The sequence below is a fragment of the Paraburkholderia sp. Ac-20340 genome (genome assembly GCF_017104965.1).
Taxonomy (GTDB): Bacteria; Pseudomonadota; Gammaproteobacteria; order Burkholderiales; family Burkholderiaceae; genus Paraburkholderia.
The window spans coordinates 172,497-185,974 of sequence record NZ_JAAGPR010000004.1 but is presented as its reverse complement, the minus strand read 5'-3'; the positions used below and the strand labels follow the sequence as shown (position 1 = coordinate 185,974).

Genomic DNA, 13,478 nt, shown 5'->3' with positions numbered 1-13,478 from the left:
TGCGCGCGGCTCACGACAACTTCATACCATGATCGAGACTGGCTCGAAGCGCCTGCGCAAAACACGAATCTGTCTGGCCGTCGCGTTTTGTGCGTCGACGCCTTTTGCGCACGCTCAGGTGCGCGTGCCGACGCCGCCCAATAGCGGCCAACTGCTTCAGCAGGCGCCGCAGCCCTCGCTGCAGGCGCCGCCATCGCATCTCGACCTTACGATCCAGCAGCCCAAAAGCGAGCCGCCGGACAACACGAAGACCTTCCCCGTGCGCACGATCGAGATCACGGGCAACACGGAGCTTCCCACCGATCTGCTGCACTCGGTGGTCGCGCCGAGCGAAGGCAAAAACCTCACGCTGGGCGATCTGAACGCGCTGGCCGACCGCATCAGCGACGTGTATCACCGGCATGGTTATCCGCTCGCGACCGCTTATGTGCCTGCTCAGACGATCGACAACGGCATCGTGCGTATCGATGTCGCCGAGGCCCGTTACGGCGCGGTCACGCTCAATAACCAGAGCCGCGTATCGGATCGCGTGCTGCAGAGAACGCTCGCGGCGCTGCAGGCCGGGCAGCCGGTCAGCGAGTTCGAACTCGAGCGCACGCTGCTGTTGCTGCAGGACACGCCCGGCGCGCTGGTGGATACGACAATCAAGCCGGGGCAGCAAGTGGGCACGTCCGATCTGCTCGTCGACGTGACGCCGCAGCAGCGTGTGACCGGAGATGCTGGCGTCGATAACTTCGGCGACCCGTATAGCGGGCGTGTGCGCGGCAGCGGCACCCTGAATATCAACGGCCTGTTCAATCAGGGCGATCTGCTGGACTTCAGCGCGTTGACCGCCGGTCACGGCATGACCTATGGACGCATGGACTATCGCTATCTGCTCAACGGGCAGGGGACGACGCTTGGCGCCACCGTCTCGGGCCTCAACTATCACCTCGGCAACGACCTGACGGACCTGCAATCGCACGGTTCGGCCTTCGTGGGCGGAGTCGTGCTCGCCCAGCCCTTGATCCGCAACACGCAGGGGAATCTCTATGGCCAGATCGAATACGACTTCCGCCGGCTCAACGACAATATCGACATCATCGGATTGCAAAACGATCGCCACACGAACAGCACGACGACCACTCTCGCAGGCGATCAGCTCGACTCGATGGGCGTGACCAATGCTCGCCTCGCCATGACCTATGGCGTGCTTGCGGCCAACAACTGGCAGACCGATATCGTCGACCAGCTCGGCGCGGATACAGCGGGGCACTACGTCAAGCTGTCGCTGTCACTCTCGCGGCTGCAGCAGTTCACGCGCAGCGACGCGCTGTACTTCGGCTTTTCAGGGCAGACGTCGAGCAAGAACCTCGACACCTCCGAACAGTTCTATCTTGGCGGTCCCGATAGCGTGCGCGGCTATGACGTGGGTGTGCTATCCGGCTCACGTGGCTATCTGGCCACGATCGAATATCGTCATGACGCGGCGTTTCAGTCGATTCCGGGAATCTGGCAGTTTTCTGTCTTCGTCGATACCGGCTGGGTACAGCAATACAAGAACGTATTCGTTCCCGGACCCAACACCGGCCAGTTAAGCAGCGCGGGCTTTGGCGTGCAGTGGAATGGCCCTTACAAGCTGCTGCTTAGCGCCAGCGTTGCGTTCCCGTTCGGCCGTACGCCTGACATTCTCAGCGCCAACGCCAATACGTCCGTCCACTGCTGGGCGCAGTTGCGCAAGGCGTTCTAGCGAGGCGATCGGCGAAGCGTTGCTGGCTATGTGCCACGATGGGACGTACGAACGGATTCAGCAGAAGCGGTGCTCGTCGAGCGCTCGGGCATTGGGATGCCAAAGGTGAATTGCCCCTCGGGGCAAGCTGTTGCCTCAAATCCCTATGGTGCAGTTTCGTCGCAAGCTCTAAAAGAACGGGATATTCACGCCGCAGGCCTCGGGTCTTTTCGCCTTTCGGCGTGGCGTTGCGCGAAGTCTTGTTTCTTGAGCGGAGTTGCGATGGACGAACAACGTGTCACTCAGGTTATCGACCTGCTTCGGCTTGCTGCAGAGCGGGAACGGCTCGTACCTTACAAGCGCTTTCATTTTCTGTTCGACAAGGCGTCTCCTCTTCGAACGCGCTATGACGTGCTCGAAACGGCCGTGAGACGCCTCGCGGAACCGCGCTGGGTTGATTACGGTGCGCTACTGGCATCGGAGAACGGGCTACCCGGCGACGAATTTTTCTCGCGCATCAAGGCGACGCGGCGTTCGGAGTACGACAGAATTATGGGCGTCGGGACTTGCGGCCGCTCTGTCACGAGACGGCGCACGCTCGCAGAAGCCGAACGCGCGCGCGTTTTTGCCTATGCCCAGCAAGTGAGCGTAGCGGGTGCATCGAGGTGAGTGTCTCGAGCACCATTGACCGTTCGCTGAAATATGTGGCGGCCGTCTTTTCAGTTCCGTTGCTCGCGAGACAGATGACGCCGGGTACGAATTCTCACGCTTATTCGAGATCTGAAATCTCGATGAGGAAACCGTAAGTCATTCAGCGTTCGAATCGTCTGAATACGCGCGGACCTTCTGGAAAGGAGGAAGCAATGCCGGAGTCGGAGCAGGAGTGGCGCGGCGTGGCGCTGACGAAAGACGATGAGGAGGCGTTGAATCTCTCGATTGTGCAAGACGATCTAATTTTCAGGGCACAGCGGCGACTTGGGTTGATCGTCGGGCCGAGCATGAATACGCTTCGTCGCGCCATTTTCTTTGCTGCGCTCACGTGGGCGCCGATTGCCGTCTGGGCGATCGTCACCGGACGGGCCACGCCGGGAACAGGTCAGGATTCTCTCGCTTCGCATTTTGGCCTCCATATCCGGTGCCTGGTCGCGATACCGATGATGATCCTGGCTGAAGGGATTGCGCATAGAGCGCTCCCGGAGTTTCTGCGCGGTTTTGTCGCCACCGGTATTGTGAAAGCCGACACGATGAGCGAATTTCGGGCTCGCGTTGCAGAGGTGGCGCGCTTACGCGATCGAGCACTACCATGGGTTTTCATCCTTGGAGCCGTGTTCGCATGGTCCACTGTCGGCAGCTTATTGAGTCATCCGGACGATATAGGTTGGGGAATTGAAAAGATCGAAATCAGCGCGCTTCCTTTTGGCGGCTGGTGGTTTCTCATCGTCGTTCGACCGCTATTCACGATACTGGTTCTGGCATGGCTATGGCGCGGATGCCTGATGTTTGTGCTGCTCTGGAAGATTGCCCATATGCCGCTATCGCTCGTGCCTTCTCACCCGGATCGTGTCGGCGGTTTGGGATTCGTCGAGAGATTGGCATTTGTCTTTAGTCCCGTGGTTTTTGCAGTATCAGCGGCCGGGGCAGCTGCATTTGCACATGACGTCACTTATCACGGCGTGGACCCGATGGCGATCAAGATTCCGCTTCTGGTTAGCGCGGTTCTGGCTTCGGTGATCTTTCTCATACCGTTCGTGCCACTTTTCGTTTCGCTGAGTAAATTGAAAAGCAATGCGATTCTTGAGTATGGCCGTCTTGTGGCATTTCACGACAGACTCGTGCATTTGCGATGGATCGAGGGGCGTGATATCGGCTCGCCAGAGATTCTGGATTCACCGGAACTTGGGCCCGTTGCGGATATCCACGCGATCTACGACGCTGTCGCGAACATCCGGCTTATTCCGGTGAGTAAGGTCGCAATCGCTGCTGTCGCGGTTCCGGCGACCGTACCCATGTTGTACGTTTTCGCCATGCAGATACCGCTGGCGTCGATTCTCGGTAAAGTCGTCAAGACGCTTATCTAATGGTGCTTCGGCGCTGCTTGTCGGCATGGATTGACCGGTTCGGACAGTCCGATTCGATGGCGGTAGCAGATCGCGTAATCCTGAGAGCTGCATTTAACAGCCTAATTAATCAACGTGCGGCCCCTTCGGGCACATCCTCCACACGCGCGGCGCCTACAATCGCACCGTCGCTCGCTTCGAGCAGTACGGCCAGATGCTCACCCGCGACGCTGGTCGCGTTCAACGTCTGCGCCGCGCCTGTCCACTGGCCAATCGATGTGAATTCACGGACGATGTTTGACTCGGTGAGTGTGCGCCCGGCATTTTCTCCGCGTCCGACCGGGGTGACGCGTCGCGTGTCATAACCCACCAGCACGACACGCGCACGTCCGTTGCCCGCTCCGATGGTTACCGAAACGCGTCCGCCCTCACGCTTTGCGTTCACTGCAGCGGATGATTCGACGTTGCGCGTCGCCTGATCAATGGCCGAACTGGCCGCGACGCGATTCGAGCCCACGACCTCGACCTTGCCATCGATGACCATTTCCGGCGTGTATTCAAAGTCACGAAAATGTTGCGATTACCGGGCCTGACGCGCATCCGCATCGCCGAAAGAAAAGGGGTCTTTCCAGCCGAGCTGATTCCAGTAAGTGACATGGAAGGCCAGCGGCAGAACGTCCGGGCGCGTGTCGCTCAGATCCGATAGAAAGAGATCGGCGGGCGGGCACGATGAACAGCCCTGCGATGTGAACAGCTCGACGACAACCGGCCGCGGAGCGGCGGCGAACGCTGGCGATACGAGGACGTTTGCAGCACAGAGCGCAATGAGAAAGCGGGCCAGCATGGCGTGACTCCAGAAAACGTCGGTATAGCTAATTCGCTCGCCCGATTGAAACGGTTACACCCAATGCCCCGCGTTACGCCGAAAAAAATTTCAAAACACTGTAACCCTCGCGCGCTCCACAGCGAACTAGGTTTATCCGATCGTCATGTCGACCAATCACTACCCGGGCGGCGATTGGGTTCATCGGTTCATCAGGGCTAGCACGAATGCCCGTTTCACCCACCAAGGAGATCAGCAATGAAGCGCATCATCACGACCGTACTCGCAGCGGCACTGGCAATGGGCGCATCGGCAGCGTTTGCGCAGGCAAGCGGCGCGATGTCCAACGACACGATGGGCAAGGATGCCATGTCGCACGACACGATGAGCAAGAAGAGCATGTCGCACGATTCGATGAAGAAAAGCAGCAAGATGAAGAAGCACGATGCGATGGGTATGGATCACGCGGCGTCTGGCTCGATGTCGCAATAGTCAGCGCATACGATGCGAGCGCTGATGGCGGGCAAGCTGCCATCCACCAGCGGGGCGAAAAGGGGAGAAAAGGGGCGAAAGAGGGCGAAAGCGACGGAGCCGGCAAAGCATCCGTCGCTTCCTCACGTAGGGCCAGGGACCGCAGAATTCAGCGTGGGCTTTTATTCTGCCGCCCTGGCCGACATGTATTGCTCGCGCACTGCCAGCCCACCGTAGGGCATGTGAGACGCTGTCACCGTCGCCACGTAGTCCGAATAGGCATAGTTCACCCGCGCGACCGCCACGGGTTTTTCCATCAACGACGTCAGGGTTGTGTCGCCAGACGTCGATGTTGGAAAGCCGAGCGCATGCCTGAGGTTTTCCACGGCGATCTTCCAGCTCTGCCGGGCCTCGGTTTCGGTCATGTCACGGCGGTACAGATTGATCGCCATCAGTGTGTGCGCCGGTCCAAAGCTAAACCATATTTCGCTCACGGGCGGCCCGTTCGTGCCGAGGAGTTGCGCAGGCACGCCACGGCATCGCAGGTAGCGCAGCCCACGTGAAAGTTCATCGCAATGGACGTTTTCGTGGGACATCTTGTCGGCTACCTGGGCCTCGGTACTGCGGTCAAGCAGCAATCCAAACGCCGGTCGCTCGGGTGCCGCAGTTGCACCTCGTTCACGCGAGATGGCGTTCTGCTGGATCGCGAGCACAACATGGGGATCGATGCTATTGACCGGACATGCGATACCCAGCTTCGCCAGAACCTCCCGACCCTGTGACGTGTGCATCCAGCCAATGGCTGCGACGCTCATGCAAGTCACTGCCGCGATCCCGGTAATGAGGCGCGTCGTGCGCGCAGCGCCTAGCTGGAACATGACGTTGCAACCGTCGGAGACAGATAGACCGGGCCGCCTGGCGTCGCATTGATGATGGTGCTACGCAGGTTGAACAAGATCGGCACCGCGCTGTACTGGAATTGGGTGCCCACCGCAATGCCGGCCGAATTTTTCTCGGTGAGCGCGTATGTTCCATTGGTCGTCGAGGTCAATGCGGCAAAGTCTGCGGCTGGCAGTTTGCTTTGCAGCGTCGCCACCAGATCCACCATGAACTGATCGAATACGCAGCCAGGCGCGCCGACATCGTTATGAGCGGTCGTCATGTCCTGGCACATCTCGGGTTGGGCGTCGGTATCGCCGGCCACCTTGACCGGGCCGGGATAGGTGTAAGGGCCGCCGAGCAGCGATTCGAACTGCAGCGTCAGACAGGCTTCGAGTCTGGCGGGCGTGTCATGGGCAGCACTGCTGTGAGTGGTGTTGCCGGAGACCGCCGCGAAGTAAGGGGCCTCGACAGGATCGGCCAGAAGCCCGGTGGCCGCGGCGCTGACGATACCAGACACGGCTGCTGGCGCCGCCGAATCCCCGCCAAGCGCGGACCATATCGCCTGATTTTCCGGGTGTTGGACCACTCGCGTCGCCGTCACGTCATTACCGCCGCCACAGGCACTGAGCGAGGCGAGCGTTGCCACAGCAATCGCGATGCCAATAGAACGTTTCATGAACTGTCTCCTGACAAGGCCATCGCAACGCTGTTTCCCGACGCGGGGCGATAAACACCATCAGCGGGATGGCAAACGTTTATACGTAATCCGAACTAAATCGGATGCGGCCATCGCGGGCATTTATTGTCCGTTTTTGGCCGGGGCCGTTTGCATCGTCGACGGATCGGCGGGCATGCCAGTTGTCTGATTTTTCCCTGCAAGCTGCGCTTGCTGCGTCTGGGGCAGCGGGCTCGTTGGACCGGATATCGGGTCGCCGTGCCAGGTCATGCCTGCCGTTGCTGCACTATGGGCGTTGCCTGCGGCGTATCCGGCATGAGGAAGTAAGCCGCCCGTCATGGCTACGAGGGCTGCAACCATCGTCATCAGCGTTTTCATCGACTGGCTCCTGGTGAGGCTCCACCTGAACGGTGGCGCAATACCGGAGTTACGTGGGAGACCGTTTGCCGGATGCATGTTTTTTGAGTGCCAGCGCGAAATGAGCCACTATCGAAACGGATGACGGTGAATGAATGCGGTGATGTCGTCGAGTATCGGTGCGATTGGGATAACAGGCGCGAGTGCCCGCAAGGGCGCGGCGAGCATGCCTATCGTCATTTCGTGCGATAGCGTCGCATATTCGTGCACTTCCACCAGGTCACCCTGTTCGCGTAGTTTTCTGGCCATACGCGCGGTATTCGCGGGATCGACCGAGGTGTCCCGTAAGCCAGCGGCGAGAAAGACAGGCGGCTCGCCGCCCTCGATGAAACTGATCGGCTGACTGGCGGCGCGCACTGTGAGCGGGAAAACGCGCATGAGCGTTGGGTCGGTCAGCGGCAGGAAATCATAGGGGCCAGCCAGCCCGATTGCCCCCGCTAAAGCGCGGGGTGAAACACCTGCTTGCGCGAGCCACGACCGGTCGGTGGCCAGCAGCAGGGCGATTTGCGCACCGGCGGAATGTCCCATCAAGAAAATTCGCGCGGGATCGGCGCCGTACATCGCGGCGTGATCGCTTGCCCAGCGGACAGCCTCGGCGGCGTCGTGCATAAAGCCGGGAAACACGACCTGCGGATAGACCCGGTAATCGGGAATCGCCACCACAAAACCCCGCGATGCAAGGGCTTCGCCGACGAAGCGGTAATCCTTGCGGTTGCCGCCTTGCCAGCTACCGCCATAGAAAAACACAACGATCGCGCGATGGGCGTTTTGAATTGACCCTGATCGATCCGCACGGGGTTGGTAGACGTCGATGCGCTGACGCGCGTCTTGTCCATAGGGCATGCCGATAAATCTGTTGTAGTCGGTGCGCGGCACCATGGCGTTGAGCAGCACGACCGGATGAAGCGCGGCCCACATGACCGACGATGCGGCGACGGCTGCACCGGCAGCCAGACTCGCGAGTCGAATCTTCATACCTGCAACCCCTCGCGTGAAGCTGTTGAAAGTTGTTGAAGTGGATCGTAAGGATCGTGGCTTGCGCCCTATTGGCTCAGACCAAGCAGGTTTTTCCGCAAGCGGGCGGCGCGCGTATCGGGGTCGAGCCAGATGCGAAAAAATGCCAGCGCAAAGGACGGATCGTCCACTTCGGTGGTGAGCAGGCCATTGGCGTAGAAGCGCGCGCCGCGACCAGGCAGGAAGACGCCACATAACTCGTCGCCTGGCGCGACATCCTTGAAGGCGCGCGCCATCTCCTTGCGCCATCCGACGAGTGTGGCCGCAGGCAAAGGCGACGGCGCGAGACGCTCGATCTCGCCCATTCCTGCGTCGACCAGCCTCTGCGCTGTTATCGTCCGACGATAGGTCAAAAGCAGCGCGAAGGGCTCGTCGAATGCCTGCGGCGGGTGCGCCGCCCAGAGTTGCGCGTCATAAAGACAAAAGCCGAAGATGCAGAACGGACCTTGCCCGATCAGATGCGCCTGCGGCACATCTTCGCGACAGCCTGCGCTCGCGGCGGCGGTAATGCAGGCAATCATCGCGGCGAAGGCCGCCCGGGCGAACAGGAGTCGCAGGGTGCCTGCGCGCTGGACGGCAGCGGTACGAGCAGCAAATATCGCGCCGTCCATCGTGGTGATTCGTGGCGCTGCGAGTGCTGAACGGGTTCCGGGGAACATGGCGGCTCATCTCCTCTTGGCCAGGCAGGGGTGTTCGGCTATTTACGTGCGACACGCACAGATGGATGCAGACAAATTCAGCCAGATGCCGCGGCCGTTTGAGCGCGGCCATTCTGCTGGACAAACCGAGGTAGGCTTGATGCGTTCGTCAGTGCCGTACGCCATGCACCTGCGTTTGAAGAGGAGGCTTTGCCGATGCCACCATTGCCGTCGCGGAACCGGTCATCGACGGGACTTGCCATCCGGTATTTCGTGGTGTGTCAGGGCGCATGGTTCGTGACCGTGTTGGCTGGGGCGCGCGCCAATGCCGTACCTGGGCTGATCTGCGCCGCAGCAATCGCGGGTTGGCACCTGCTGCGTGCGATGCGACCGTGGAGCGAAGCTCGGGTCGTTGTCGTAGTGACGTTGGCCGGATGGATGTGGGATAGCCTGCTGGCCAGCACGGGCTGGCTCGTGTATCCTGCCCGCCCGTCGATCCTCGTACATGCGCCTTTATGGATAGCCGCACTGTGGATGTTATTCGCCGTGCAGCTGAACATCGTCTTTATCTGGCTGCGCGAGCGCTGCTGGCTCGCCGCCTTGCTAGGCGCTGCAGGCGGCCCGCTATCGTTTCGTGCCGGGGCGGCGCTCGGCGCTGTGCACTTCGCACAACCCATGGCCGCGTTCTGTGCGCTGGCGTTGGGGTGGTCGATCATATTGCCTGCCTCGCTTTGGCTGGCAGAGCGCTGGGACGGTATGTCGGGTCCGGCCAGCCCATTGGATCGCCAGCAGTAGAACGCGGCTTATCGAGTGAGTGGTTGCAGCCGGCAACCGCTCGATGCGCTTCGATCCCAGGTCGAGCCGACTCTCGATCACTGGCGCATTTCGCGTATAGCCCGGTCAAATTCCTTTCAAATTTCCAGAGTGTCTCCACCAGATGAACTTCTTTTGCATGAAAAACTTAGCGCATAAAATCGCCAGCGCACTAACTACAAAAGAAGAGAGACATATGTTGAAGCGCCACATCTTTGCAGCCACCGCTGCGCTTATTTCAAGCACGTCGACTTTCGCTCAAAGCGCGGGCGATTTCGTCGCGAACGTCGGGTGGTTTCATCTCGCACCCCAGGTTTCGAGTCAGCCGTTTTCCATCAGCGCGCTGGGTACAACATCGACGGCGAGCGGGTCGAGTGCGGATGTTAGCGACGCGGATACCCTCGGCCTCACAGCGACTTACTTTTTCACCGATCACATTGCCGTCGAAGGTGTATTTGGCATTCCCCCGCGCATGAAGTTGACGGGCACCGGTACGCTGTCGGGGATCGGCCAATTGGGCAAGGCATATGAATGGAGCCCGACGCTACTCGCGAAATATTATTTCTTTAATGCGAAGAGTCGTTTCCGACCGTATGTAGGCGCGGGCGGCGCGTACGTCTGGTATAGCGGTGTGAAGCTGAGCGGAGCGATGTCCAGTGGCACTTTCCTCTACTCGTCCGCCTACCAGTCGGCGCTCGAAGGGCCAACGACTGCGAAGCTTAGCAGCTCATTTGCTCCAGTGATTAATGCGGGTCTCGTCTACAACATCAACGAACACTGGTCTTTGAATGCTTCGGTCTCGTACATGTGGCTCTCGACGCGCGCCACACTGACAACGCACTCGAGTGTTGGCACAGTGACCAGCCGATCGAAGATCCATGTCGATCCGTTGATCACGTACCTCTCCGTGGGCTACCACTTCTAAGCCTGATTTAGCGGCGTTTTCAATGCGCGTCTTGATGTCTTTTAATTTAAAACGTAAACGGACAATGCAACACGCGCGCTGCCTGGGCAGCGTGTGTGTTGCATTGACTGATCTACACGAATCACTCAGCGACAGGTCGTACGGCTATTTCACGCGCTGAATGATCTTTGCGATCCAGGATCAAGTCATAGACTCGATCTGGCTCTGGCGATTACGGCTCGATCGCGATGATCTGCGTCACATGCGGTTCGCCCTTGCCCGGAAGCGGTTGATAGATGTGCACGCGCACCACGCGCAGCCCGGCTTCCGGCACGACGGTTTTGGCTTGCGAGAGGAAAGAATAGTTCGTCCCTGCCACCACCTGAGTCGCGAAAGCAAACGGCGTATAGCTCACGCCCACCAGATGCCCGATCGCTTCCTGAAACACTTCTCGTGCGGAAGACGTGATTTCGAAGTTAAAAGCAGACCAGCCGCCAACCAATGACGTCGACATTATTTTTCACCTTTGCGTGTGGCTGCATTGAAATTTCCCCGTCTCTGTCGCAGCCGAATCAGGCGGGGACACCTTCATTATTTTTCGAATATCTAAAGAAGCGTTTCAAGAGAATTCATAACATCAGGACAGCTATAGAACATCGATGTTGAATTATCTTGACGACGCGTCTTGATCCAGACGCGTAGCTAAAGTACTTCCATGGAGAGGACTTTGCATCCTATTCGTATGGATAGGGGCGTGCGCGTGCAAGAACTGCCAAACGTTTTCGTCGATTTTTTGATTCGGATGGCATCGGCTTTTTCATTCGTCTCAATCTCATTCAATTCGTCGCGCGATAAGCAGCGCGGCGCGCAGAGCTAGAGTGCGTTGAAATCGCATCATTTTTTGCAGAGCCGAATATTTGGTAATGATCCGGTCTGCTGAAGCGTCGCGTCCCACGGCCGTTCATGTGGATGACGCAGAAGGTGTGTAGAGCTGGGCCATTGATCCACAAGCGGGCCTGCCCTACGGTATAGCGACCAGGCGCATGCTGGCTTTCCCTCGCGCCGATAAGATTTGCGGCATGGCATGCATTGCCATGCCGCAGCAACGATTACGTCGTTTCGCGCGCCGCGCTGCTCAATTCGACGATTTCTTCGTTGAGGAACACCGGATAGCGATCCGGCCAGGGCTGCGCTGCATGACCGCTCACGTTGATTTTCACGACTTCGAGCCACTCCTGCACGAGCACGCAGTCGGCGAAACCCGTAGCGGCAGTGGCAGGTCGCAGCGCAACGCCATCGTGTTCACGAGCGGCTTCCAGTTCCCAGCACGCATTCATCAAGCGATACACGAGCCGCTGCGTGGCGGCGGCCGTGCGGCCCAAGGTGCGTGCGAGTTGCGGTTGCCGTTGCAGGGCGGGGCCATCGGCTTCGAACACTTGTTGCAGCGTGATGGTCTGATGTTGCAGATCGCGCCGCGCTTCGATGGCATCGGGCGTGGTGGCATCGCCGTGCGAGAGGCAGCGCAGCACGCGCTGCGCGGCGGCCAGCGTGCGCGCCATTTCGCTGCGAAGCTGATGATGCGCCGAGCGGCGCACCGTGAAGAGAAACACGGCCAGCGCGACCGCACAGCCGATCGCCGTATCGAGCGCACGCGCGCTGAACAGATGCGTGATGGCGGGAAAACCGTGTCCGCCTGCAGCGATCGTCAGCGCATTCGAGGTGATGAAGATGGCCGCGATGGCGTATTGCAGCACCACCCAGATCTCGATGGCGAATTGCAGCAGCCCCACCGCTGCGGCGATCCACAAACCCTGCGGATGCAACGCGAGCACCGCCCACGCCAGCCCCAGTCCGGCGAGCGTGCCAAGCACGCGATAACACGCGCGCCGAAACGTGCCCGGCCAGCCATACGCCTGATTGAGCACGACGACCACGGCCGCCATGCCCCAATAGGCGCGGTCGAGCCCGAGCGCCACGCCGATGCCGCCCGCGATCAGCGTGGCGACGCCCACGCGCGCCGCGAGCAGCAGTGGGTTGGACCACGGCACGATATGGTCCTTCAACTCGGCCCACGCGCTGCGATGATGGCGCGGATCGCTCAGGGCGTCGGCGGGCGCGAAGGGTTGCGCCGCGTGACGCGCTTCGCCGCCCAGGTAATGCGCTTCGCTCGCGAGCCGGGCGAATTCATCGCGATGGGTTTGCTGTTGATCGTGCACGGCAGAATCGGTGAGCAGTTGCGAGAAGATCGTGTGCAGGCGGCGAGCCTGGCGCCGCAAAGCATCGAGCACCGGATCGCGGCCCGCCTGCGTGCTGTGCGGAGACTGCCACGTCGCGAGCGTAGTCCACGCATCGTCGAGCGCGCGTGCGGCCCGGTGGCGTGCCGCGATGCGTTGCGGCGCGCCGCTCGCTTCGGCGAAGGCGGCGACCGCATCGGCGGCGGTGGCGGTGGCCGCGCGTTCGGGGCCGCGGCGATCGATCAGCGCGCCCGCCATATGCGCGAGCCACGAAACGATCCCGCCGCACAGCACGTAAAGGCCGCTGCGAACCGGATCGGCGCCGCTCGCGGCCATGCCGGTGCCGCTCGCGCAGGCCAGCGCAAACATATACGCGCCAGGCGGGCCGATGCGCAGCGAATTGCAGACGAAGGTCGCCAGCGCGGCAATCAGCGCGACGACGAACACCGCCAACGCCTTGTGAGGCGCCACGCAGATGCCCAGCGACACCACCGCGGCCAGCGCCACCGCAATGACGGCGAGATGCAGCGCGCGATTGCGATAGGGACGATCGCTGCCGTACAGCGCGGTAAAGGAGCCGATGGTGGCGAGCAGGCCCGCCTGGATGTCGCCGGCGAACCAGCCGATCATCACGGGGATGCCGCAGCACAGACCGGCGCGCACGGCGAAGGGGAAGCGTCGCTTCGCGGCAGGCGAGGCGAGCAGGGAGGCAAGCGCGCAGAGCGCGCGAAAAACGGCAAACGGCTGGCGAAGCAGGGCGGCGATGCCAGACGGCGAGGGAGTATTCATAGGATCGACCTTGTTCAGTCGTGCGCCGGACACGATGATAGCGGCTCGATAC

13 protein-coding genes and 1 pseudogene are annotated in these 13,478 nt (G+C 60.5%); 6 read left to right on the top strand and 8 right to left on the bottom strand.

The genetic code is table 11. The annotated features are described in order from the left end of the window. Positions 1-28: 28 nt before the first annotated feature. The 3 genes from G3N59_RS08060 to G3N59_RS08050 all read left to right on the top strand — a co-directional run bounded on the left by G3N59_RS08060 (position 29) and on the right by G3N59_RS08050 (position 3,786). The gene (locus G3N59_RS08060; protein WP_205982035.1) at positions 29-1,729 is read left to right on the top strand and encodes a ShlB/FhaC/HecB family hemolysin secretion/activation protein; all 1,701 of its coding nucleotides are present in this window, start codon (positions 29-31) and stop codon (positions 1,727-1,729) included. 261 nt (positions 1,730-1,990) lie between these two features. Then, complete coding sequence (locus G3N59_RS08055; RefSeq protein ID WP_205982034.1) at positions 1,991-2,377, top strand: hypothetical protein; 387 nt, start codon at positions 1,991-1,993, stop codon at positions 2,375-2,377. A gap of 194 nt (positions 2,378-2,571) precedes the next feature. After that, positions 2,572-3,786 carry a hypothetical protein gene (locus G3N59_RS08050; protein WP_205982033.1) on the top strand — a complete coding sequence of 405 codons (1,215 nt, stop codon included), beginning with the start codon at positions 2,572-2,574 and terminating at the stop codon, positions 3,784-3,786. 109 nt (positions 3,787-3,895) lie between these two features. Here G3N59_RS08050 and G3N59_RS08045 read toward each other — a convergent pair. Further along, a pseudogene (locus tag G3N59_RS08045) lies at positions 3,896-4,609 on the bottom strand (DUF1223 domain-containing protein). A 237-nt stretch (positions 4,610-4,846) separates the two neighbouring features. Here G3N59_RS08045 and G3N59_RS08040 point away from each other — a divergent pair. Then, entirely contained in the window at positions 4,847-5,080 is a 234-nt protein-coding gene (locus G3N59_RS08040) for a pentapeptide MXKDX repeat protein (RefSeq protein WP_205982032.1), read from the top strand. 161 nt (positions 5,081-5,241) lie between these two features. On the opposite strand, the gene G3N59_RS08035 is transcribed toward G3N59_RS08040, so the two are convergent. From G3N59_RS08035 to G3N59_RS08015, 5 genes are all read right to left on the bottom strand, one after another. Continuing rightward, the gene (locus tag G3N59_RS08035; protein WP_205982031.1) at positions 5,242-5,874 is read right to left on the bottom strand and encodes a hypothetical protein; all 633 of its coding nucleotides are present in this window, start codon (positions 5,872-5,874) and stop codon (positions 5,242-5,244) included. Positions 5,875-5,924: 50 nt separating this feature from the next. Beyond that, on the bottom strand, positions 5,925-6,617 hold the full coding sequence (locus G3N59_RS08030) for a hypothetical protein (RefSeq protein ID WP_205982030.1): 693 nt from the start codon (positions 6,615-6,617) through the stop codon (positions 5,925-5,927). 123 nt (positions 6,618-6,740) lie between these two features. Continuing rightward, on the bottom strand, positions 6,741-6,995 hold the full coding sequence (locus tag G3N59_RS08025; protein ID WP_205982029.1) for a hypothetical protein: 255 nt from the start codon (positions 6,993-6,995) through the stop codon (positions 6,741-6,743). Positions 6,996-7,103: 108 nt separating this feature from the next. Next, complete coding sequence (locus tag G3N59_RS08020; RefSeq protein WP_205982028.1) at positions 7,104-8,009, bottom strand: alpha/beta hydrolase; 906 nt, start codon at positions 8,007-8,009, stop codon at positions 7,104-7,106. Positions 8,010-8,077: 68 nt separating this feature from the next. After that, positions 8,078-8,569: a chalcone isomerase family protein gene (locus G3N59_RS08015; protein WP_205982257.1), complete on the bottom strand. Its 492-nt coding sequence runs from the start codon at positions 8,567-8,569 to the stop codon at positions 8,078-8,080. Positions 8,570-8,902: 333 nt separating this feature from the next. On the opposite strand from G3N59_RS08015, the gene G3N59_RS08010 reads away from it, so the two are divergent. Continuing rightward, positions 8,903-9,481 carry a DUF2878 domain-containing protein gene (locus G3N59_RS08010; RefSeq protein WP_205982027.1) on the top strand — a complete coding sequence of 193 codons (579 nt, stop codon included), beginning with the start codon at positions 8,903-8,905 and terminating at the stop codon, positions 9,479-9,481. A 214-nt stretch (positions 9,482-9,695) separates the two neighbouring features. Further along, positions 9,696-10,424, top strand: a complete 729-nt coding sequence (locus G3N59_RS08005; protein WP_205982256.1) for an OmpW family outer membrane protein — start codon at positions 9,696-9,698, stop codon at positions 10,422-10,424. A gap of 211 nt (positions 10,425-10,635) precedes the next feature. Here the strand turns inward: G3N59_RS08005 and G3N59_RS08000 are convergent, their stop codons facing one another. Both G3N59_RS08000 and G3N59_RS07995 read right to left on the bottom strand, forming a co-directional pair. After that, positions 10,636-10,917, bottom strand: coding sequence for a hypothetical protein (locus tag G3N59_RS08000; RefSeq protein WP_205982026.1), 282 nt, complete (start codon positions 10,915-10,917; stop codon positions 10,636-10,638). Between the two features lie 595 nt (positions 10,918-11,512). Beyond that, a complete protein-coding gene (locus G3N59_RS07995) occupies positions 11,513-13,426 on the bottom strand; it encodes an FUSC family protein (protein ID WP_205982025.1) in 1,914 nt (637 codons plus the stop codon). Between the last annotated feature and the right edge of the window lie 52 nt (positions 13,427-13,478).